17 protein-coding genes and 1 tRNA gene are annotated in these 20,640 nt (G+C 71.2%); 7 read left to right on the top strand and 11 right to left on the bottom strand.

From position 1 onward, the window contains the following. Positions 1-97: 97 nt before the first annotated feature. The 4 genes from mshC to ACIQRL_RS21735 all read right to left on the bottom strand — a co-directional run bounded on the left by mshC (position 98) and on the right by ACIQRL_RS21735 (position 3,665). Positions 98-1,327 (bottom strand): cysteine--1-D-myo-inosityl 2-amino-2-deoxy-alpha-D-glucopyranoside ligase, encoded by a 1,230-nt coding sequence (gene mshC / locus ACIQRL_RS21750; protein ID WP_401333747.1) that lies wholly within the window; start codon positions 1,325-1,327, stop codon positions 98-100. Between the two features lie 152 nt (positions 1,328-1,479). After that, the gene (locus ACIQRL_RS21745; protein ID WP_401333745.1) at positions 1,480-2,307 is read right to left on the bottom strand and encodes an SCO1664 family protein; all 828 of its coding nucleotides are present in this window, start codon (positions 2,305-2,307) and stop codon (positions 1,480-1,482) included. Further along, complete coding sequence (locus ACIQRL_RS21740; RefSeq protein ID WP_401333743.1) at positions 2,271-2,861, bottom strand: DUF3090 domain-containing protein; 591 nt, start codon at positions 2,859-2,861, stop codon at positions 2,271-2,273. Before ACIQRL_RS21740 ends, ACIQRL_RS21745 begins: the two co-directional genes overlap by 37 nt. Positions 2,862-2,978: 117 nt before the next feature. Then, positions 2,979-3,665 carry a histidine phosphatase family protein gene (locus tag ACIQRL_RS21735; protein WP_401333741.1) on the bottom strand — a complete coding sequence of 229 codons (687 nt, stop codon included), beginning with the start codon at positions 3,663-3,665 and terminating at the stop codon, positions 2,979-2,981. Between the two features lie 98 nt (positions 3,666-3,763). On the opposite strand from ACIQRL_RS21735, the gene corA reads away from it, so the two are divergent. Continuing rightward, on the top strand, positions 3,764-4,762 hold the full coding sequence (gene corA, locus ACIQRL_RS21730) for a magnesium/cobalt transporter CorA (RefSeq protein ID WP_401334458.1): 999 nt from the start codon (positions 3,764-3,766) through the stop codon (positions 4,760-4,762). A gap of 13 nt (positions 4,763-4,775) precedes the next feature. Here corA and ACIQRL_RS21725 read toward each other — a convergent pair whose 3' ends face one another. Both ACIQRL_RS21725 and ACIQRL_RS21720 read right to left on the bottom strand, forming a co-directional pair. Further along, the gene (locus ACIQRL_RS21725; RefSeq protein WP_401334455.1) at positions 4,776-5,564 is read right to left on the bottom strand and encodes a ferritin-like domain-containing protein; all 789 of its coding nucleotides are present in this window, start codon (positions 5,562-5,564) and stop codon (positions 4,776-4,778) included. A 226-nt stretch (positions 5,565-5,790) separates the two neighbouring features. Then, positions 5,791-6,846 carry an LLM class F420-dependent oxidoreductase gene (locus ACIQRL_RS21720; RefSeq protein WP_401333739.1) on the bottom strand — a complete coding sequence of 352 codons (1,056 nt, stop codon included), beginning with the start codon at positions 6,844-6,846 and terminating at the stop codon, positions 5,791-5,793. 287 nt (positions 6,847-7,133) lie between these two features. Here ACIQRL_RS21720 and ACIQRL_RS21715 point away from each other — a divergent pair, with 287 nt between their 5' ends. Together ACIQRL_RS21715 and ACIQRL_RS21710 are read left to right on the top strand one after the other, a co-directional pair. Then, the gene (locus tag ACIQRL_RS21715; protein ID WP_401333737.1) at positions 7,134-8,117 is read left to right on the top strand and encodes an aldo/keto reductase; all 984 of its coding nucleotides are present in this window, start codon (positions 7,134-7,136) and stop codon (positions 8,115-8,117) included. Next, positions 8,114-10,336, top strand: a complete 2,223-nt coding sequence (locus ACIQRL_RS21710; RefSeq protein WP_401333734.1) for a helix-hairpin-helix domain-containing protein — start codon at positions 8,114-8,116, stop codon at positions 10,334-10,336. The genes ACIQRL_RS21715 and ACIQRL_RS21710 overlap by 4 nt, the downstream gene beginning before the upstream one ends. Positions 10,337-10,652: 316 nt before the next feature. Here ACIQRL_RS21710 and ACIQRL_RS21705 read toward each other — a convergent pair whose 3' ends face one another. Further along, the gene (locus ACIQRL_RS21705; RefSeq protein WP_401333731.1) at positions 10,653-11,348 is read right to left on the bottom strand and encodes a hypothetical protein; all 696 of its coding nucleotides are present in this window, start codon (positions 11,346-11,348) and stop codon (positions 10,653-10,655) included. Positions 11,349-11,395: 47 nt separating this feature from the next. Between ACIQRL_RS21705 and ACIQRL_RS21700 the strand changes: the two genes are divergently transcribed. Next, on the top strand, positions 11,396-11,584 hold the full coding sequence (locus ACIQRL_RS21700; RefSeq protein WP_326788735.1) for a DUF5703 family protein: 189 nt from the start codon (positions 11,396-11,398) through the stop codon (positions 11,582-11,584). Between the two features lie 181 nt (positions 11,585-11,765). Here the strand turns inward: ACIQRL_RS21700 and ACIQRL_RS21695 are convergent, their stop codons facing one another. From ACIQRL_RS21695 to ACIQRL_RS21685, 3 genes are all read right to left on the bottom strand, one after another. Beyond that, entirely contained in the window at positions 11,766-12,767 is a 1,002-nt protein-coding gene (locus ACIQRL_RS21695; RefSeq protein WP_401333728.1) for a chaplin family protein, read from the bottom strand. Between the two features lie 216 nt (positions 12,768-12,983). After that, positions 12,984-13,217, bottom strand: coding sequence for a chaplin ChpH (gene chpH / locus ACIQRL_RS21690; protein WP_261709374.1), 234 nt, complete (start codon positions 13,215-13,217; stop codon positions 12,984-12,986). Positions 13,218-13,433: 216 nt separating this feature from the next. Next, positions 13,434-14,759: a M20/M25/M40 family metallo-hydrolase gene (locus ACIQRL_RS21685; RefSeq protein WP_401333725.1), complete on the bottom strand. Its 1,326-nt coding sequence runs from the start codon at positions 14,757-14,759 to the stop codon at positions 13,434-13,436. A 185-nt stretch (positions 14,760-14,944) separates the two neighbouring features. Between ACIQRL_RS21685 and ACIQRL_RS21680 the strand changes: the two genes are divergently transcribed. Both ACIQRL_RS21680 and ACIQRL_RS21675 read left to right on the top strand, forming a co-directional pair. Further along, positions 14,945-15,032, top strand: a tRNA-Leu gene (locus tag ACIQRL_RS21680). 199 nt (positions 15,033-15,231) lie between these two features. After that, on the top strand, positions 15,232-18,012 hold the full coding sequence (locus ACIQRL_RS21675) for a SpoIIE family protein phosphatase (protein WP_401333723.1): 2,781 nt from the start codon (positions 15,232-15,234) through the stop codon (positions 18,010-18,012). A 51-nt stretch (positions 18,013-18,063) separates the two neighbouring features. On the opposite strand, the gene ACIQRL_RS21670 is transcribed toward ACIQRL_RS21675, so the two are convergent. Next, a complete protein-coding gene (locus tag ACIQRL_RS21670; protein ID WP_401333720.1) occupies positions 18,064-18,945 on the bottom strand; it encodes an ABC transporter substrate-binding protein in 882 nt (293 codons plus the stop codon). 644 nt (positions 18,946-19,589) lie between these two features. Between ACIQRL_RS21670 and ACIQRL_RS21665 the strand changes: the two genes are divergently transcribed. Beyond that, the gene (locus tag ACIQRL_RS21665; protein ID WP_401334452.1) at positions 19,590-20,612 is read left to right on the top strand and encodes a glycoside hydrolase family 11 protein; all 1,023 of its coding nucleotides are present in this window, start codon (positions 19,590-19,592) and stop codon (positions 20,610-20,612) included. Positions 20,613-20,640 lie beyond the last annotated feature (28 nt).

The raw sequence follows: 20,640 nt of genomic DNA, 5'->3' as shown, positions 1-20,640 counted from the left end.
GCGTAGAGAGTGCCGGGCGGAGAATCTCCGCCCGGCACTCGTATGTCCCGCCGCTCATGTGTCCCGCCACTCCGGGTGGAGCACGCGGGACGAGGTACTACAGGGCGACGCCGAGGAGCGCGTCGACGGCCCGCGAGACGATGCCCGGGGCACCCTCGTCCGTGCCGCCGCTCTCGTGCTGGAGCGCGGCCCAGCGGTCGACCGCGGCGAGCGCGGCCGGTGCGTCGAGGTCCTCGGCGAGCGCGGCGCGGATCTCCTCGACGAGCGCGTCGGCGGACGGCCCGTCGGGCCGGGACACCGCGGCCCGCCAGTCCTCCAGGCGCGCGACGGCCTCCTCGAGGACGGTGTCGGTCCACTCCCAGTCGGACCGGTAGTGGTGCGCGAGCAGCGCGAGCCGGATGGCGGCCGGGTCGACCCCGTCGTGCCGCAGCCGAGACACGAAGACGAGGTTGCCCTTGGACTTCGACATCTTCTCGCCGTGCAGCGCGACCATGCCGGCGTGGACGTACGCCTTGGCCATCGGGAACTCGCCGGTCAGCACCTGGGCGTGCGAGGCGCCCATCTCGTGGTGCGGGAAGGCGAGGTCGGAGCCGCCGCCCTGGACGTCGAAGCCCATGCCCAGGTGGTCGAGGGCGATGGCGACGCACTCGATGTGCCAGCCGGGCCGGCCGCGGCCCAGGGAGCCGCCGTCCCAGCTCGGCTCACCCTCGCGGGCGGCCATCCACAGCATCGGGTCGAGAGGGTTCTTCTTGCCGGCCCGGTCCGGGTCGCCGCCGCGCTCCGCGGAGAGCAGGCGCATCGTGGCGGCGTCCAGGTTGGACACCTTGCCGAAGTCGGGGTCGGCCTCGACGGAGAAGTAGACATCGCCTTCGAGTTCGTAGGCCGCTCCGGCGTCCCGCAGCCGCTCGACGAGCGGCACGATGCCGGGTATCGCCTCGACGGCGCCTATGTAGTGGCGAGGCGGCAGCATCCGCAGGGCGGTCATGTCCTCGCGGAAGAGGGCGGTCTCCTTCTCGGCGAGTCCCACCCAGTCGACGCCGTCGCGCTCGGCCCGCTCCAGCAGCGGGTCGTCGACGTCCGTCACGTTCTGGACGTAGTGAACCTGCCGCTTGGTGTCGAGCCACACGCGCTGCACGAGGTCGAACGCGTTGTAGGTCGCCGCGTGTCCCATGTGGGTGGCGTCGTACGGCGTGATGCCGCACACGTAGATACGGGCGACGGGACCGGGGTCGAGGGTGACGAGCCCACCGGTCGCGGTGTCGTGGATCCGGAGGTCGCGGCCCTCACCAGGCAGGGCGGGGACCTCAGAAGCGGGCCAGGCATACATGTCATGAGACTAACCGGACGGGACTTCCGCATACGAACCGGGCAGCACCTGACCGCCGGGAAGTCCCCGTCGCACGAGTCCCGGCCGGGTGCGCAGGCGCCGCCGGACCACACCGGGGGCCGCCGCCGGACCACACCGGTGCCGCCGCCGGGCTACACCGGGGGCCAGGGAATGGCGGGCCAGTCCCCGCTCGGCTCCGGGTGTTTCCCGGACGCGAGCATCGCCTCGACCCGCGCGCGCGTGGCGTCGGTCTCGACGGCGGTGACGAGTTCGGCCAGGCGGGTGGCGAGCGGCGCTCCGGGCGCCAGGGCGTCGCGCAGGGAGCCGAGGACCTCCAGCGCCTCGGCCGTCAGCGGCTCCCCCGCCCAGCCCCACAGCAGGGTGCGCAGCTTGTTCTCGGCGTTGAAGGTGACCCCGTGGTCGATGCCGTAGAGGCGGCCCTCCTCCGCGGGCAGCAGATGGCCGCCCTTGCGGTCGGCGTTGTTGATCACGGCGTCGAGGACGGCGAGCCGCCGCAGCCGGGCGTCGTCGGCGTGCACGAGCAGGGCCGTCTCGCCCTCGCCGACCTCGGCGAAGCCGATCGCCTTCCAGCCCTCGGCCGGCTCCTCGCCCTCCACGAGCGCGAGCAGCCCCTCCCCGTCGTTCCCGGGCGACGCCTCGATCCACAACTGGCACATGCCCTCGCCGTACGGCCCGTCGCGCAGCACGGTGGTGGGCACGAGCCCCCAGCCGGTCGCCTCGGAGACCTCGTACGCCGCGACCTCGCGCTGGGCGAGCGTGCCGTCGGGGAAGTCCCACAGCGGCCGCTCCCCGGCCACGGGCTTGTAGACGCAGTGCACCTCACGGCCCTCGTACGACACGGAGCAGTACAACACCGCGTTCGAGGCCTCGCGGATCCGTCCGCGTACTTTCAGCTCGCCCCTGGCGAGCAGCTCGGCGGTCGTCACGCTCCGCGGCGGTATCCGTTCTGGCGCGGACATACGTGTCCTTCCGGGTCGAGCGGGAGGCTGCACAGCGGGCAGGGGGGCCGGCCGGCGTTGACGACGTCGAGGGCGCGCTTGGCGAAGGCCCTGGCCTGTGCGCCGGTGAGCCGGACCCGGAGCATCGGCGGGCCGTTCTCCTCGTCCTGGAGCAGCCGCTCCTCGGCCTCCGCGAGGTCTTCGTCGGAGTCCGCTTCGACTTCCACGAGGGCCTGCGCCTCGACGATCATGCGCTGCTCGTCACCGTCCCAGGCCAGCGCCATGGTGCCGACCCGGAACTCCTCCTCGACGGGGGTGTCGAGGGGCGCGGTGTCGGACACTTCGGTGGAGGCCATCGCCGGGACCGGGGCGCTGCCCCCGGTGCGCCGGACGACCTCGTCGAGGAGCTCGTCCATCCGCTCGGCGAGCGCGGCGACCTGGGTCTTCTCCAGGGCCACACTCGTCACCCGGGGGCCGGAGGATGCCTGCAGGAAGAAGGTACGGCGTCCGGGCAACCCGACCGTACCGGCCACGAAACGGTCCGGGGGGTCGTAGAGGAACACCTGACGGGACACGTCCTGTCTCCATTGAATCGGCATGGGGGCCGGCTGACCGCGTCGGCCCGCATCGGCTGAGAACGGGTTGACAACTACTGTGCTGGTTCGACCGCTTCACCCTACTGCGGCCGACGATCACGGTGCGCCCGCACCGCCCCCGACCGGAGCGTCGCCGCTCGGGGCTTCCTCGTGCGGCGCCAGGGACGCGAGATCACCGGTGTCCCCGAGACGCACGAGAAAGGGCCTGAGACGGGTGTAACGGATCGCTGTGATGGAACACGGTTCGACAGAGATCCGCTGAAAGAGGTCGAGATGAAGTCCGAGTGCGTCGGCGACGAGCGACTTGATGATGTCGCCGTGCGAGCACATGAGGTAGACCGCGTCGGCGCCGTGGTCGCGCTCCACGCGCGCGTTCCACTCGCGTACGGCCTCGGCGGCCCGGGTCTGCATGGCCCGCATCGATTCGCCGCCCGGGAACGCGGCCGCGGACGGATGGGCCTGGACGACGTCCATCAGCGGCTCGTCCTTGAGTTCGGCGAGTTTGCGGCCCGACCAGTCGCCGTAGTGGGCCTCCCCGATGCGCTCCTCGGTGTGCGCGGGGACCTCGGGGCGGGCCTCCAGCAGCGGCCGGACGGTCTCCTGGCAGCGCTGGAGAGGGCTCGTGACGATCTCGGCGATCGGCAGCCCGGTGAGCCGGCCGGGCAGGGCCGCGGCCTGCTGGGTGCCGCGCTCGTCGAGGGCGACGCCGGGCGTCCAGCCGGCGAGCAGTCCCGCGGTGTTGGCGGTGGAACGTCCGTGCCGGACGAGGATCAGGGTGGGCATGCGGCCCAGCGTAAACGGACGGCCCGCGAAGCCGGGGGGCCCTGTGGAAAGCGGCCCCCGGTGTGCGACGGGGCCACAAGGAAGGGAGAATGCGCTCCGTGATCGTGGACTGTGCCATCTACCGTGACGGCCGGCGGACGGAGGGCCCCGACGACCTCTCCGACGCCCTGGCGCAGTGCCGTGCCGTGGGCGAAGCCTTCGTGTGGATCGGCCTGTACGAGCCCACGGAGAACGAGTTCGACCTGGTCACGGAGGAGTTCGGGCTCCATCCGCTGGCGGTCGAGGACGCCCTCAAGGCCCATCAGCGCCCCAAGCTGGAGGTGTACGAGGGCTCGCTCTTCGTGGTCCTCAAGCCGGTGTCGTACGAACCGGAGAGCGATACCGTCACCTCCGGCGAGGTCATGGTCTTCGTCGGCGACTCGTTCGTGGTGACCGTGCGGCACGGCGAGGAGTCGCCCCTCGCGGCGGTGCGGCAGCGTCTGGAGTCGGATCCCGAGATGCTGCGGCACGGGCCGACGGCGGTGCTCTACTCGATCGCGGACGCCGCGGTGGACCACTACCTGGAGGTGGCGACCGAGCTCGGCACCGACCTGGAGGAGCTGGAGGCGGAGGTCTTCTCGCCGCAGCTCGGCGGCTCGCGGAACACCGCGTCCCGGATCTACGCGTTCAAGCGGCAGGTACAGGAGTTCCGCAGGGCGACGGTCCCGCTGGCGGGACCGCTGACCCGGCTCTCGGGCCCGGGCGTCAAGGCGGCCGACGTGCCGTTCGTGAACGAGAAGGCGCAGCCCTTCTTCCGTGACGTCAACGACCATCTGCTGCGGGTCAACGAGTCCGTCGAGGGCCTGGACCGGCTGGTGTCCGACATCCTCTCGGCGCACCTGGCGCAGATGAGCGTGCGGCAGAACGACGACATGCGGAAGATCTCCGCGTGGGCGGCCATGGCGGCGGTCCCCACGATGATCGCGGGGATCTACGGGATGAACTTCGATCACATGCCCGAGCTGCACTGGCTGTGGTCGTATCCGGCGGTGATCGGGTGCATGGTCGTTCTGGAGATCGGGCTGTTCCGGCTCTTCAAGCGGCGGGGCTGGCTGTAGGTCCGCGGGTGGTTCAGGCGAATTCCGGTGCCGTGGTGGCGGGGCCGTTCAGGGCGCCGCGGCGCTCGGGCATCTCCAGGGAGACCATGCGGCGCCAGCCGACGGCCCGCTCGTAGGCGTAGACGGCGTGGATGCCCGCGGCGAGGACGGCCGCCCTCGCTCTGGACCAGCCGAGGAGGCGCCCCATGTGGGCCATCACGGCGAGGCTGACGTCCCGGTAGATACGGATCTCGGCGAGCGCGCACTCGCGCAGGGCCCGCTGGATGGCGCGTCCGTGACCGGCGTACGCGAAGCGGAGCAGTTCCTCGTGGCAGTAGGCGAGGTGGTTGTCCTCGTCGGCGGAGATCATCTTCACCGCGCGGCCGATGTCGGGGTGGTCGGCGAAGTGCCTGCGCAGCAGGTCCATCTGCTCGGAGGCGCGCTGTTCGGTGACCCGGCTGTGGGCCAGATAGATGACGATGTCCCGCACGGTGAGCTGCTGGGCGCCCTTGAGCTTGTCGTGCGCCAGTCCGACGCCGTGCCGTTCCAGGAGCATCGTGTAGTCGGTGTCGGGCGGGACCTCGACCGGTTCGAGGCCGCGCTTCCTCATGAGGGCGTTGAAGATCCGCCCGTGCTTGTCCTCGTCGGCGCCGTGCCGGGCGATCTTGGGGGCGAGCCCGCGTTCCCCCGCCGGGACCAGTGCGGCGATCCGGGCGTTCTCCCAGCCGCCCTGCGACTCCCCGCCGGCGGCGATGGAGCAGAAGAGCCGGTAGGACTCGTCGTTGTCGAGGATCTCCTGGAACAGACTCTTGGCGGACAGCATCATTGACACCCTCTCTGCAGAGTTGTGCAGAAAACGAGTCAAATGGGATGTTCGCGCCGCGGCAACCGATGTGTCGGACAAATCCGCCGAACGATGGACCACGAGACGGGCCCTGGCGCGTAACCAAGGGGCCGTCGGCGCGTTGTTCCCCGTGACGGCCGTGGCGGGGAAGACCCCCGAGCCCCCACCACGGCCGCAGAACTTTTCCGGTGCCGTTCCGGCGCGGTTACGCGAGTCCGGCGCGCTCCAGGGCCTCGGAACCGGCCCGCAGCGAGGCGATCCGGTCCTCCAGCGTGAAGCCCGCGGGGGCCAGCGTGAGCGTGGTGACCCCGGCGGCGGCGTACGCCTTCATCCGGTCGGCGATGCGGTCCACCGAGCCGAGCAGGGTCGTCTGGTCGATCAGCTCGTGCGGGATCGCGGCGGCGGCGCCTTCCTTGTCGCCGGACAGGTACTTGTCCTGGATCTCGGCGGCTTCCTTCTCGTAGCCCATGCGCTGGGCGAGCTGGTTGTAGAAGTTCTGCTTGCGGCTTCCCATGCCCCCGACGTAGAGCGCGGTGTACGGGCGGAACATGTCGGCGAGCGCGGGGACGTCCTTGTCGGCGCCGAGGGCGAGCGGAAGCGTCGGACAGACGTCGAAGCCCTCCATCGTCTTCCCGGCCTTCTCGCGGCCCGCGCGCAGGTACTTGATGGCGGTGTCCTCGAGGTGCTCGGCCGAGGGGAAGATGAGCAGCGCGCCGTCCGCGATCTCGCCGGTCTGCTCCAGGTTCTTGGGGCCGATCGCGGCGATGTACAGCGGGATGTGCTCGCGCTCCGGGTGCACGGTCAGCTTCAGCGGCTTGCCCGGACCGCCCGGCAGGGGCAGCGTCCAGTGCTCGCCCTCGAACGACAGCCGCTCGCGCGTCATCGCCTTGCGTACGATCTCCACGTACTCGCGGGTGCGGGCCAGCGGCTTGTCGAACTTGACGCCGTACCAGCCCTCGGAGACCTGCGGCCCGGAGACACCGAGGCCGAGGCGGAAGCGGCCCCCCGACAGCGAGTCCAGCGTCGCGGCGGTCATCGCGGTCATCGCGGGCTGGCGGGCCGGGATCTGGAAGATGGCCGAACCGACGTCGATGCGCTCGGTCTGGGCGGCGACCCAGCTGAGCACGGTGGCCGCGTCCGAGCCGTAGGCCTCGGCGGCCCAGCAGACGGCGTATCCGAGCCGGTCGGCCTCCTGGGCGACGGCGAGATTGTCCGCGTCCATTCCGGCGCCCCAGTAGCCGAGATTGATGCCGAGCTGCATGGCCGATTCCCCTTACCGATCAGTAACGTCCCTTGTGTCCGAGACCCTAGCGTGCGGGCGCCCCGGGCGGGGAGCGGCGCGTTCGCCTTCTCGGCGGGGGCGCGGGGCGCCGCGACGCCGGCCGTCGCGGCCCCTCGGGTCCGGACCGGCGGCGCCCGTCGTGTCCGCCCGCGCACGCGGGTCCCGGGCGCCGGCCCGCGCCACCGGTCGTCACGTGCGGCAATCGGTGAGATTCCGTTGTCCACAGGCCCCCACACGGCCGGTGCCGGACAGTAATCTCGGCGTCCATGGAGCAGAGGCATCTCGGCCGTACCGGCCTGCGTGTTTCCCGGATCGGACTCGGCACCCTCACATGGGGTCGGGACACCGACGAGCATGACGCCGCGGACCTCTTGAAGACGTTCTGGGAAGCGGGCGGGACCCTCGTCGACACCGCGGACGTGTACGGCGACGGGGAGGCCGAGTACCTGCTCGGGCAACTCATGGAAGGGCTCGTTCCGCGCCGGGACCTGGTCATCTCGACGAAGGCGGGGAGCGTGCGCGACCCGGACCGCCGTTTCGACGGCTCGCGCAGCCATCTGCTGTCGGCCCTGGACGCCTCGCTCGCCCGCCTGGGCACGGACTACGTGGACCTGTGGCACGTCCACGCCTACGACCCCTGCACGCCGCTCGAAGAGACCCTCCAGGCCCTCGACCTCGCCGTCAGCAGCGGCCGGGCGCGCTACGCGGGCGTGTCCAACTTCTGCGGCTGGCAGCTCGCCAAGGCCGCCACCTGGCAGCTCGCGGCGCCCGGTATACGCACCCGGCTGGCCAGTACGCAGATGGAGTACTCCCTGCTCCAGCGCGGCGTCGAGCGGGAGGTGCTGCCCGCCGCCCTCGATCTGGGCATCGGCCTGCTGCCCTCCTCGCCGCTCGGCCGCGGCGTGCTCACCGGCAAGTACCGGGGCGGCACGCCGGCCGACTCCCGGGGAGGCTCGGAACACCTCGCTCCCTTCGTCGCGCCCTATCTCGACGACACGGCGAGCAGCATCGTGGAGGCGGTGACCACCGCGGCGGACGGTCTCGCCGTGACCGCGCTCCAGGTGGCGCTGGCCTGGGTCCGCGACAGGCCCGGGGTCGTCGCGCCCATCGTCGGCGCGCGCAACGCGCAGCAGCTCACGGCCGCGTTGTCAGTGGAGACCCTTAGTCTTCCTGACGAGATCTGCCGGGCGCTCGACGACGTGTCGGCCCCGGTGCACCACTATCCCGATCACGACTGGAGCACGCTGTGAGCACGGAGCCCGAGACCACGGAGGACGCGGAGCCGAGGACGCCGGGCGCGGACACGGCCGCCGACGCCCCGCAGACCACGGGCGAGGACGTGGACGACGCGGGCGACGGCACGGACGCGGACGCCGCCGAGGGTACGGAGGCCGCCGCGGGGTCAGAACCCGCCGAAGGCGCCGCCCAGTTGTCCGAGGCGGCCGCCGAGTTGGCGGCCCAGCGCGTGGAACGGGAGCGGATCGAGCGGCGCAAGGCGGAGAAGCAGGCGCCGATCGCGGCCGGGGGCAAGCTCAGCGGCACGGCCGCGGATCTGCTCGCGGCGGTGCGCGCCGTGGAGAGCGGCGAGAAGCCCATGGCCACCGCCTTCCGCGAACCGGCTCCGGCGCCGCGCAGGGCCGCGCCGGAGCCCGTCCGGCGACCCCAACCGGTGGCCGCACCGACCGCACCGGGGCCGGCCTCGGCGCCGGAGGCCGTCGAGGCCGTCCGTGCCCTGCTGGCCGGGGCGGGCGCCCCCGAAGCGCTCGCGGTACAGGTCGTCGCCGTCCTGGGCGAGGGCGCCGACGACCAACTGCGCGAGGACCCCTGGCAGTTGCTGCGGGTCCCCGGAGTGCGGCCCGAACAGGCCGACGGGTTCGCCCGGGTGCTGCTCGGCGCTGAATGCGGTCCGGACGACGAGCGTCGGGGCATGGCGCTGACCGTGTGGCTGCTGGAGCAGGCGGCCGTCGCCGGGCACACCGCGCTGGACGCCCCGGCGCTGACCGCAGCGCTCGCCCAGCGCTCGGTGCCGGACCCGGACGCGGCCGTGCAGAGCGCTCTCGCGGAGGGCGAGGCCCTGGTCTTCCAGGACGCGCTGGACTCGGCTCCCCCGGCCCCGGCTCCGGCGTCCGAGGACGACGCGGCGGAGCCGCAGGAGCGCCCGGTACGGATCCTGATCGGACTGGAGCGGTACGCGCTGGCCGAGGAGAGCCTCGCCGACGGACTCGCCCGGGTGATGAACTCGGTGCCGAAGGAGGACGGTTCGGCGGCCGACTGGGAGCGGGCCGCGGCCTCGGCCCCCCGCTCCGCCGGGGAGCTGATCCGCGCGGTCGCCGCTCACGGCCTGGTGCTGCACACCGGCGGCGACGCCTCCCGGTCCGAGACGGCGGCGCTGCTGCACGCGGCACACGCGCTCGGCCTGCGCGGCTGGGCCGCCACCCACACCTCCGGCGGACGCGACGGCTTCGCGGCCCGACTGGCCGAAACCCCCGACAGCCCCACGGACGGCGCGGCGACCGGCGTCGCCACCGTCTCCGGGCTGCTCTCCGGCACCGAGGGGCCGGGCCGGGACACGGACGGCGCCCTGGACCTGGATGTCCTGGTGGTCCTCGACGCGCCGCAGCTCGACGTCGAGACGGCGGCGATGCTCGCCGAGTCGCTGCCGGACGGGGCGCGCCTCGTGCTGAGCGGTGATCCCGGGGTGCTCTGGTCGGCGGGCCCCGGCCGGGTCTTCGCGGACCTGCTCGCCGCGCGCGCGTGCCCGCAGGTGGCCTCGCGGACCCCTGACCCCGGGCCCATCGGCGAACTGGTCTCCGGGGTCGGCATCGGCGAGCTCAACCAGGTCGAGGCGCCCGGCAAGGAGGTCGTGATCGTCCCGGTGCGCGACGCCGGCGAGGCGGTCCACCGGACGGTTCAGCTCGTCGCGGACTCGGTGCCGCGCGCGATCGGCATCCCGGCCGAGCAGACGCAGGTGATCACCCCGGGGCACGGCGGGGCGGTCGGCACCCGTGCGCTGAACACCGCGCTCAAGGAGCGACTGAACCCCGGTCCTGGCCGTTTCGGCGGCTTCGACCCGGGCGACAGGATCGCCTACTCCCCCGCACCGGGTCGTACGCTGCCGGGCCAGGTGGTGAAGGCCGACGCCGAGGGGCTGCACCTGGAATGCTCGGGCGCCCCGGTCGTCGTACCGAAGGAGCGGGTGGAGCAGGCCGTGCGGCACGGCTGGGCGCTCACCGCGCACCAGGCGGCGGGGCTGCGCTGGCCCGCCGTGGTCGTGGTGCTCCCGGGCGACGCCGCGGCGGCCCTGACCCGGCCGTGGGTCTACACGGCCTTCGGGCGGGCCGAGCGTCACCTCTCCGTCGTACACGGCGTCGAGCAGGCGCTGCCGCACGCGGTGGCGGAAGTCCCGCAGAAGCCACGCACGACGCGACTGCAGGCACTCTTGGCGGCGCAGGCTCCGACGGCCGGCTGATCAGCACGGGGGCGTGCGCCTGCTGGGCCCGTACGGCCGCCGGGCTGACGGGCCGCCCGGTCGGTGGGCCGTGAGGTCGGTGGGCCGTGAGGTCGGTGGGCCGCCAGGCCCATGCGCTGTGGGCCCGCGGGGTCGCCGCGCCCGTGCGGCCACCGGGCCTGTTCGCGCTGCGGGCCCGTAGTCCGTGCGGGTCCGTACCGCGTACGGGTTCGGTCGGGCGTTGGGTTCGGTCGGGCGTTGGGTGTGAACGTGCGGGGGGGGCGGTCACCGGATTTGGTGACCGCCCCCCGTGTACGCCCTTGAGGCCGGGCCGGCCTCAGCGATCCGCGTCCAGCGGGTCCAGGGGGTCGATCTCCCCGTCGGAGCCGAGGTCGTCGTCCAGGTCGTCGTCGGACTCGTCGTCGAACACCGCGCTGACGTCGAAGCGGCAGACGACGCGCTGGGGGTCGATCGACTCGAACGGTGCCTCCAGCCATTCGCCGGGCTCGGCGGGTTCGTCCGCGGCGGTCACCCAGAGCGTGGAGTCGCCCTCCTCCAGCCCGAATTCCTTGTGCCGGGTGGCGATCTCGTCCGGCTCGAACTCTCCGAACAGGACCCCGAGCGCTCCGTGAACGGTGCCGGCCGCCGCGTCGAAGCCCTCGGTGGCGGTCGCGCCGTCCTCCTCCACCGCCTCGACCCGCTGGGCCTGCGCCAGCAGTCGCTGCGGTTCCACCACCGCGTAGTCCCGGCGGATCACCACGCTCAGCGCGTTCGGCTCCTCGGGTCCGGTGTACGGAGGCAGCGTGTCGTCACTGCCGGGGATCTCGAAGGGCGTGACCTCGTCATAGCGGTCGTAGAGGAGTTCGTCGTACTCCTCGGCCGCCGCGGCGAGCTCGTTGAAAGCCTCGTAGACGGCCGGGTCGTCATCGCCCGTCCTGCGCTCGACCGCGGCCAGGTGGCGGTCGAGTGCGGTCTTGACCGCCTCGGCGGCGGCGCGTACCTCGGCAGCGGTGGGCTGCACAGCATCAGACATAGTGCAGACGCTATCCGTACAGGGCCTCTGCCCGCACAATAGATGCGATGCCGGAATACGAATTTGTCGACGTGTACGTACCTCGCGGGGTCTCCCGCAAGGACACGACACGTCTGCTGACGGACCATGCGGAGTACGGACACTGGGAGTTGGACCGTCTGAGCCTGCTGCGTGACGGCAGCCGCAGAGTGCGGCTGCGCCGGCGGATCATCCGCCAGGTACGCGCCACGTGGTGACGGAAGGCCGCTGAGCCGGAGCGGGCCCCGCCATCACGGGGCCCGCACCATCACTCACGTCACGGGGAAGGCCGTGGCGCCTCGGTCCCAGCCGTGCCGCGCGGTGATCGCGCGTGCGCAGCGCCGGGCCGGGTGATGCCTGCGCCTTCACTCCCAGTGTGATCAACGCACCATCACTGCGCTACGCCGCCGAGCGCGCCCTGCGGTAGAGCACGGCGCCGGCCAGCAGCGCGGCGGCTCCCGCCGGTACGACCGCGCCGAGCGGCAGCTCACTGCCGGTGTGGGCGAGCTGGGGCGCGCCGTCCGGGGCGGCCTGCCCGACGGACGCCGAGCCCAGGTGCGCGACCTGCGCGGCCCCACCGCGCTGCGTGCCGCCGCCCGCGCCGGACGTACCCGGCCGGCCGGGTCGACCCGGGGTAGCTGGATTGCCCGGCAGGCCGGGAGTTCCCGGGTGAGCGGGGGTTCCGGGCTGACCGGGAGTACCCGGGTGGCCCGGCGTACCGGGGTGGCCCGGCTGACCCGGATACCCGGGCTGACCGGGGTGCCCGGGGTGCTCGGAATGGCCCGGCGGGCAATGGTGACCAGGGGTCCCGGGGTGCCCAGGGTGGCCCGGATGCCCGGGGTGCCCAGGGTGGCCCGGATGCCCGGGCGGGGGTGTCTGGTGGCCGCCGGGCCGGGGCATGGGGTGATGACCGGTGGACGCGTCGTTCGCGCAGTCGTCACCCGCCGCCGCGTTGCCGACCCCCACGACGTTCACACTGTTGCCGCAGACATTGACCGGAGCGTCGACCGGTACCTGTACGTGGTTCCCGGAGCCCATCCCCGGGGAGTGACCGGCGTGGCCACCGGCCCATGAGCCGCCGCCCGAATGGTTCCCCCGGCCGGTGTGCCCGGTGTGGCCGCCGCTTCCGGCGTGATCGTCGGACGGACCGCCTCGGTCGCCGTGGTTGACGCACGTGTTGCCCATCGCCGGGTTGAGCAACCCGACCACGCTCACCGTGTTTCCGCAGACGTTGACCGGCGCGTGCACCGGCACCTGCACCGTGTTGCCCGACAGCACGCCGGGCGAGTCCGACGCGGAGCCGATCGCACCCGAGTCGGCGTGTGCGGAGACGCCGGTGACCGCGAGCGCACCGCCGGCCGCCGCCACGATCATCAGGCCTTTGCGGGTGACCTGTCGCATAGCTGAATCCCTGCCTTCAGTCCTGGGGACGTGGACCATCAGTCCTGGGGACGTGGACCATCCGGAACACGCGCACGCCCACGGGACGTGTGCGCGGAAAGCCGGTCGGCCCCGGAGCGCATGGCGCGCACTCTGGGGCCGACGAGCTCAGACCTTCACGAAGTGACCCTCATGAGGTGACCCATGGGGTGCCCCGTCATGGGATGAGGCACGACGTCAGTGGTTGACGCAGGTGTTGCCGAAGGCGGGGTTCAGCAGGCCGATCACGGAGATCGTGTTGCCGCAAACGTTCACCGGGACGTGAACGGGCACCTGAATGACGTTGCCGGAGACGACGCCCGGGGACTGCACGGCGGCACCCTGGGCACCCGAGTCGGCGACGGCCAGGCCCGCACCCGCGAGAACCAGGCCACCAGTGGCAGCCGCGGCGGCGACGATCTTCTTGATCATTATTCCTCCTTGTAGGCAAATGCGATCCCAAGCAGCGGATCGCAACACCTGTAACGAGGAGGAAGTAGTAGGGCTATGGGCTTATGGTCGCATTCACCCGTCCCGGGCGATCTCCGCACGCGCGGGCGAATGTCGGCGTCAACACCCCGCAACCCGCCCGCGCCGCGGCGCGGGCGAGCCGTCCGTGACGCGTCACGACAGCCCGCCCGCGCCGCCTCACGACGCGTCGATGAAACGGTCCAGTACGCGCACGCCGAACTGCAGCGCGTCCACCGGCACCCGCTCGTCGACACCGTGGAACATGCCGGCGAAGTCCAGCTCCGGCGGCAGTTTCAGCGGGGCGAACCCGAAGCAGCGGATCCCGAGGTCCGCGAAGGACTTGGCGTCGGTGCCGGCCGAGAGCATGTACGGCACGGCCCGCGCGATCGGGTCCTCGGCCGAGAGCGCGGTCTGCATGGCGTCGACGAGGGCACCGTCGAAGCCGGTCTCCAGGGCCTTGTCCGCGTGCACGTCCTCGCGCTTCACCCGGGGGCCGAGAATGCGGTCGAGGTCGGCGAGGAACTCTTCCTCGTAGCCCGGCAGATAGCGGCCGTCGACGTGCGCGGTGGCCTGTCCCGGAATCACGTTGACCTTGTAACCGGCGCCGAGCTGCGTCGGGTTGGCGGTGTTCTGGAGGGAGGCGCCGATGAGCTTGGCGATGCCGCCGAGCCTGGCGAGCGTCTCGTCCATGTTCTCCGGGTCGAGCTCGGTGCCCAGCGCGTCGCCGAGTTCGTCGAGGAAGTGCCGCAGGGTCTTCGTCACGCGCACCGGGAACTTGTGCCGGCCGAGCCGCCCGACGGCCTCGGACAGCTCGGTGATCGCGTTGTCCTTGTGGATCATCGAACCGTGGCCGGCGGTGCCGTCGACGGTCAGCTTCATCCAGTGCATGCCCTTCTGCGCGGTCTCGACGAGATACAGCCGCAGCTTCTCGTTGACCGTGAAGGAGAACCCGCCGACCTCGCCGATCGCCTCCGTGACGCCCTCGAACAGGTCCGGGTGCTTGTCGACCAGATGCCGGGCGCCGAACGTTCCGCCCGCCTCCTCGTCGGCGAGGAAGGCGAGGACGATGTCCCGCGGAGGCTTACGGCCGGAGCGCATCCGCTCCCGTACGACCGCGAGCGTCATGGCGTCCATGTCCTTCATGTCGACCGCGCCGCGGCCCCACACCATCCCGTCGGCGATCTCGCCGGAGAACGGGTGGTGCGTCCAGTCCACCGCGTTGGCCGGTACGACATCGGTGTGGCCGTGGATGAGCAGCGCGGGCCGTGAGGGGTCCTCGCCCTCGATGCGGGCCACCGTGGAGGCGCGGCCCTTGTGCGACTCGAAGACCCGCGGCTCCAGTCCGACCTCGGCGAGCTTCTCGGCGACGTACTCCGCGGCCTTGCGCTCCCCCGGGCCCGAGTGGTCCCCGTAGTTGCTGGTGTCGATCCGGATCAGCTCACGGCAGAGGTCCACGACCTCGTCCTCGCCCGTGACGTTCCTGGTCGTGCCGCTCTCGCTCACGCTGCTTCCTCCCGCTGTCGCCGCTGGTGGTCCCCCTCATCCTCTCCCCGATCCACTTCCCCGCCCAAGGCCGACCCCAGCCGTCACACGCCGTTCACGCGGCGACGGGGGGTGATCGAGGGCCCTCGAAAGCCTGGTAATGTTTCCTCTGTCGCCGCGAGGGAAACCCGCGCGACAGACACCTTGTCCGGGTGGCGGAATGGCAGACGCGCTAGCTTGAGGTGCTAGTGCCCTTTATCGGGCGTGGGGGTTCAAGTCCCCCCTCGGACACCAGCATCAATGAGCGTTCATGAGATCACCCTCGATACGTTCACGAATTACCGGTGAGTCATCTGACTCACCGGTAATTTTTCGTTCCTGGAGCCTTCGGGCCCCCTGCGGATGGCTCCGCATGCCGCGGCACCGGCCCGACCGGACCAGCCGGGGCCCGTCCTGAGCCGCGCCCGACGGGTCGGTCACTGATACTGAGAAAATGGGCAAACTTGGGCGATACGTCCCGGCGAGCCGACGGCGCGAGCACGTGCCGCCGAAGGCCGGGCCGCCGGAACCCGGCCCGAAGGCCCGTCACCATTCGGCCGTCCGACGCTGGCTTTCGTCGCGGAAGCCGCGCAGCGTCGCCGGTCAGGTCTTCCTGCTGCAACTGGTGGTCGTCCTGCTGCTCATCGCCACGGCCGTGGTGGTGCTCGTGATCCAGGACCGCAACCGCGCGATCCAGGAAGCCGGCGACCGGTCGCTGGTGGCGGCCGAGTCGTTCGCGAACGCCCCGGGTACCGCGGACGCGATGAAGAGCGACGACCCGACAGCGGCACTCCAGCCACATGCCGAGGCGGTGCGCAAGAAGACCGGCGTCGACTACGTCGTGGCGCTGAGCCCCTACGGCTTCCGGTGGACCCACCCCGACCCGTCCCAGATCGGGAAGCACGTCTCCACCTCCTACGGCCAGGCGCTCCAGGGCGAGCCCCACCAGACCACGTTCGACAGCAGTCTGGGAAAGGCGGTCGACTCGACGGTGGCCGTCTTCGACGAGAAGGGGACCGCGGTCGGCCTCGTCACCGTGGGGGTCACGGTGGACAAGGTGACCAGTGTGGTGCAGAACCAGCTGCCTGTGCTCTTCGCCGCCGGCGGCGTCGCGCTGCTGCTGGCCGCGGGTGGGTCGGCACTGGTCAGCGGGCGTTTGCGGCGCCAGACCCGGGGCCTGGGGCCGGTGGAGATGACCCGCATGTACGAGCACCACGACGCGGTGCTGCACGCGGTCCGGGAAGGCGTGATCATTCTGGACGGTGACGGAAGGCTGCTGCTGGTCAACGACGAGGCGCGCCGGCTGCTCGCACTGCCGCCGGAGGCCGAGGGCAGGCCGGTCACCGGACTCGGGCTGAGCCCGGCCCTGGCCGCACTGCTGGGATCGGGCCGGGCGGCCACCGACCAGGTCTTCCTGGCCGGGGAAACCCTGCTCGCGGTCAACGTGCGGCCGGTGGGCCCGAACGGGGGCAGCGTGGCCACCCTGCGGGACACCACGGAGCTGCGCGCCCTCGCGGGCCGGGCGGACCTGGCGGGCGGGCGCCTGCGGCTGCTCTACGAGGCCAGCACGCGGATCGGCACCACCCTGGAGATAAAGCGCACCGCCGAGGAGCTGACCGAGGTGGCGGTCCCGCGCTTCGCCGACTTCGCCACCGTCGAGCTGGCGGAGTCCGTGCTGCAAGGTGGTGAACCGACCGGCACGAGTATGGAGATGCGCCGCATCGCGGCCGCGGGCATCCGGGAGGACGCGCCCCTTCACCCTGTCGGGACGCCTCAGCGCTTCGTGCCCGGCAACCCCGTGGCCATCGGTATGACGACCGGCCGGCCGGTCCTGGTGGAGCACCTCGCGATGGCCGACGGATGGCGGGCCCAGGACCCGGAGCGGGCCCAGAAGGTCATCGAATTCGGTATCCACTCCATGATCTCGGTGCCGCTCCAGGCCCGAGGCCAATTGCTGGGGGTCGTGGAGTTCTGGCGCTCGGAACAGGACCCCTTCGAGTCGGACGACCTGTCCCCCGCCGAGGAACTGGCCGCCCGCGCGGCCGTCTGCATCGACAACGCGCGCCGCTACACCCGCGAGCACACCACAGCCGTCACCCTCCAGCGCAGCCTGCTGCCCGGCACGCTCCCCGAGCTGTCCGCCCTGGAGGTCGGGCACCGGTACCTGCCCGCCCAGGCGGGGGTGGGCGGCGACTGGTACGACGTCATCCCGCTGCCGGGGGCCCGGGTGGCCCTGGTGGTCGGCGACGTCGTCGGACACGGTCTGCACGCCGCCGCGACGATGGGTCGCCTGAGGACCGCGGTGCACAACTTCGCCGCTCTGGACCTGCCTCCGGACGAGCTTCTCGCGCATCTGGACGACCTGATCACCCGGATCGACCAGGACGCGGCGGCCGAGGGCAACACCGAGGCCGTCACCGGTGCCACCTGCCTGTACGCGGTCTACGATCCGGTCTCCGGGCGGTGTGTTCTCGCCCGGGCGGGTCATCCCGGTCCGGCGCTGGTCTCGCCCGACGGCTCGGTGTCCTTCCCGGACATCCCCGTCGCCCCGCCACTCGGCGTGGGAGGCGGTCTGCCGGTCGAGACGGCCGTCCTCCGGCTGGCCGCCGACAGCCGGCTGGTCCTCTACACCGACGGCCTGGTCGAGGCCCGAGGCCGTGACATCGACATCGGGCTCGGCATGCTGAGGAAGGCACTCGCCGGCACGGAGGGCGCCACCCCGGACGACACCTGCCGGGTGGTGCTCGACGCGATGCTGCGCACCAGGTCGAGTGACGATGTCGCCCTGCTCGTCGCACGCACCCGGCTGCTCGACCCGGAGCAGGTCGAGGAGTGGGAGGTGCCCGACGATCCCGCGGCCGTCCCCCGGATCCGCGCCGAGGCCACCCGCAGGCTGGAATCCTGGGGGCTCGGCGAGGCCGTCTTCACGACCGAGCTGATCCTCAGCGAACTGGTGACGAACGCCATCCGGTACGGAGGAAGCCCCATCAGTCTGCGGCTGCTGCGCGACGGCGACAGCCTGATCTGCGAGGTCGCCGACGGCACCAGCACCTCCCCGCATCTGCGCCGCGCGGCCTTCACCGACGAGGGGGGACGTGGTCTGTTCCTCGTCGCTCAGATGTCCCGCCGCTGGGGGACCCGGTACACCGACCGGGGCAAGATCATCTGGGCTGAGCAGTCGCTCGACGCCGGAGCCGCCGGGGACCTGAGCGGTCTGTGGATGGCGGACCTGTGAAGCGGGACGGAGACCCGACCGCCGCCCCTGGTGCGCGCACACCCGGAGCGTTCAGGAGCTGCCGCCGACCGTGAAGTACGGGATCTTGGCCGGGTCCTGGCCGAAAGCGGCCCCGAGATAGACAGCCGACAGTTTGGTGAGCGTTCCGTCGTCGATCAACTGCGTGATGACCCGGTCCAGCTCGTCCTTGTTGGCCGACCCCTTCGGGTACAGGGCGCCGTAACCCTGGTCGGTCCTGTACTGGCCCACGAGGCGCACCCTGCCCTGCCGCTTCTGGGGATACGCCAGCAGGATCGTCGTGTCGTGGACGACCGCGTCGATCTGCCCCTTCTCCAGCGCCGTGACCATCGCCGGGTCGTTGGGGAAGGCGGTGACGGGCTTGGTCGGCTTGAGGCGGTTCTTGACGAACTCCTCGCCCGTGGTGCCCTCGGCCACTCCGATGCGGACGTCACGGATGTTGTCTTCGCCGATCTTCTCACCGTCCCTGATCAGCACTCCCAGGGTCGAGGAGAGGTAGGGCGGGGAGAACTCGGCGACCTTGCTCCGTTCCGGGGTGATCGTGATCTGCGCCAGGGCCAGGTCGAAGTCCTTGGTCCGGCCGGACACGACCTCCGGAAAGGGGGCGTTCTCGACCTTCACCCGGTCGAGTCCGGACCGATAGGCGATGTTGGCGGCCATGCAGTACTCGTAGCCGTTCTTGATGGAGTCCGGCGTGTCGCCGTTCCACCAGCCGGGCGCGGGCAGGGTCGTTTTGACCGTGAGCGCGCCCGCCGTCCTGGGCGACAGGTGAAACTCCCCGTAATGTCCCGAGATCGGGCAGTCGCCGTAGTGGGTTTTAGGCGACCCGGAACCGCCCTGGTCACAAGCCGATGTCGCGACGATGAGCGCCACGCCGACAGCCAGAGAGACGATCGCTGCCGCGGCGCGCACCATTGCACCTCCGGTAGGGGCAAACTCCTTGAGCCACCATAAATCACCCCGAACGAAACGACTGCTCGAACCACGTGGGAGGACTCCGGGGCGCGGGCCGGGTCGCCCGTCCTCCGACGGTGGCGCAGCAGCCGGCCGGAAGCGCGATCCGTTTCCCGGCCGTGCCGCTTTCAGGCCATGCCGCACCCCGGTGCGACCAGCCGGGCGGACCGCAGCCCTGTCCGCCTCTTCAGGCGATTCCCGATTCCGATCCCCGGCCTCACCGCACAAGGCGATCCGGAAACCTTTCGAAACTTTCGAAGAGTCACCCCATTTTTTTGATCTTGAGGGGAATGGGTTCGACGATCGAGCGCTCCAACAGATGGCACCTATGACCTCTGGCCAGGAGAAACACCACTCTCCTGATTACAGGCTCCGACGAATGTTTCGACTGTCACGCCGAAAGTATTGACAGTTGACAGGGCCAGATCAACACTGTTCGCGATTCACAGAGCACAGTCCGGCCGTGGTGCGCGACGCCGACGCGCGGTCGCCGTCACTCCTGTTCCGCGACCCTCGCGAAGTCCCTCGCACAGCCCCTCGCACAGTCGTGTCACGTTGCCCGGCCCCCACCGGCCTCACGAGGACGAGGAGGAAACACGCACATGATCGACGCACCCGCACACCCGTCGAGCCGCAGCAGCGGTCGTTCAGGGGCGTTCCGTCACTTCCGGCTGCTCATCAGCGGTGTCTGCACCCTGCTGCTGGTCGCCGTGGCCGCGATGACCCTGCCCGGCACCGCCCAGGCCGACACGGTCGTCAGCTCGAACCAGACCGGCACCAACAACGGGTACTACTACTCGTTCTGGACCGACAGCCCCGGAACCGTGTCCATGAACCTGGGCTCCGGCGGCAACTACAGCACGTCATGGAGCAACACCGGGAACTTCGTCGCCGGCAAGGGCTGGGCCAACGGCGGACGCAGGAGTGTGACCTACTCGGGCACCTTCAACCCGTCCGGCAACGGCTACCTGTCCCTCTACGGATGGACGTCGAACCCGCTCGTGGAGTACTACATCGTCGACAACTGGGGCACCTACCGGCCCACGGGCACGTTCATGGGCACGGTCACCAGCGACGGTGGCACGTACGACATCTACAAGACGACGCGGACCAACGCCCCCTCCGTCGAGGGCACGCGCACCTTCGACCAGTACTGGAGCGTCCGGCAGTCGAAGAGGACCGGTGGAACCATCACCACCGGAAACCACTTCGACGCCTGGGCCCGCGCCGGGATGAACCTGGGCAGCTTCAACTACTACATGATCCTCGCCACCGAGGGATACCAGAGCAGCGGGAACTCCAACATCACGCTGGGCGACAGCGGTTCCGGGGGTGGCTCCGGCGGGGGCGGTGGCGGTACCGGCGGGTGCGCCGCGGCCCTGTCCGCGGGCCAGCAGTGGAGCGACCGGTACAACCTCAACGTCGCGGTCACCGGGTCCAGCAACTGGACCGTGACGATGAACGTGCCGTCCCCCGCGAAGATCCTCTCCACCTGGAACATCAGCGCCAGTTACCCCAGCGCCCAAGTTCTCACGGCCAAACCCAACGGCAGCGGGAACAACTTCGGCGTCACCATCCAGTCCAACGGCAACTGGACCTGGCCCACGGTCTCCTGCAGCACGAGCTGACCCCCGACACCCGAGACCGAAGGACCAC

This window comes from Streptomyces sp. NPDC091209, assembly GCF_044757755.1.
Taxonomy (GTDB): Bacteria; Actinomycetota; Actinomycetes; order Streptomycetales; family Streptomycetaceae; genus Streptomyces.
Note: the sequence above shows the minus strand (reverse complement) of the source record. Positions and strands in the feature narration are given on the sequence as shown.

Bases quoted from the DNA above. Each gene is read 5' to 3' on its own strand.
- mshC (WP_401333747.1), bottom strand. From the start codon at position 1,327: ATGTATGCCTGGCCCGCTTCTGAGGTCCCCGCCCTGCCTGGTGAGGGC.
- ACIQRL_RS21745 (WP_401333745.1), bottom strand. From the start codon at position 2,307: ATGTCCGCGCCAGAACGGATACCGCCGCGGAGCGTGACGACCGCCGAG.
- ACIQRL_RS21735 (WP_401333741.1), bottom strand. From the start codon at position 3,665: ATGCCCACCCTGATCCTCGTCCGGCACGGACGTTCCACCGCCAACACC.
- ACIQRL_RS21725 (WP_401334455.1), bottom strand. From the start codon at position 5,564: ATGCTGTCCGCCAAGAGTCTGTTCCAGGAGATCCTCGACAACGACGAG.
- ACIQRL_RS21720 (WP_401333739.1), bottom strand. From the start codon at position 6,846: ATGCAGCTCGGCATCAATCTCGGCTACTGGGGCGCCGGAATGGACGCG.
- ACIQRL_RS21715 (WP_401333737.1), top strand. From the start codon at position 7,134: ATGGAGCAGAGGCATCTCGGCCGTACCGGCCTGCGTGTTTCCCGGATC.
- ACIQRL_RS21705 (WP_401333731.1), bottom strand. From the start codon at position 11,348: ATGTCTGATGCTGTGCAGCCCACCGCTGCCGAGGTACGCGCCGCCGCC.
- ACIQRL_RS21700 (WP_326788735.1), top strand. From the start codon at position 11,396: ATGCCGGAATACGAATTTGTCGACGTGTACGTACCTCGCGGGGTCTCC.
- ACIQRL_RS21695 (WP_401333728.1), bottom strand. From the start codon at position 12,767: ATGCGACAGGTCACCCGCAAAGGCCTGATGATCGTGGCGGCGGCCGGC.
- chpH (WP_261709374.1), bottom strand. From the start codon at position 13,217: ATGATCAAGAAGATCGTCGCCGCCGCGGCTGCCACTGGTGGCCTGGTT.
- ACIQRL_RS21675 (WP_401333723.1), top strand. From the start codon at position 15,232: ATGGGCAAACTTGGGCGATACGTCCCGGCGAGCCGACGGCGCGAGCAC.
- ACIQRL_RS21670 (WP_401333720.1), bottom strand. From the start codon at position 18,945: ATGGTGCGCGCCGCGGCAGCGATCGTCTCTCTGGCTGTCGGCGTGGCG.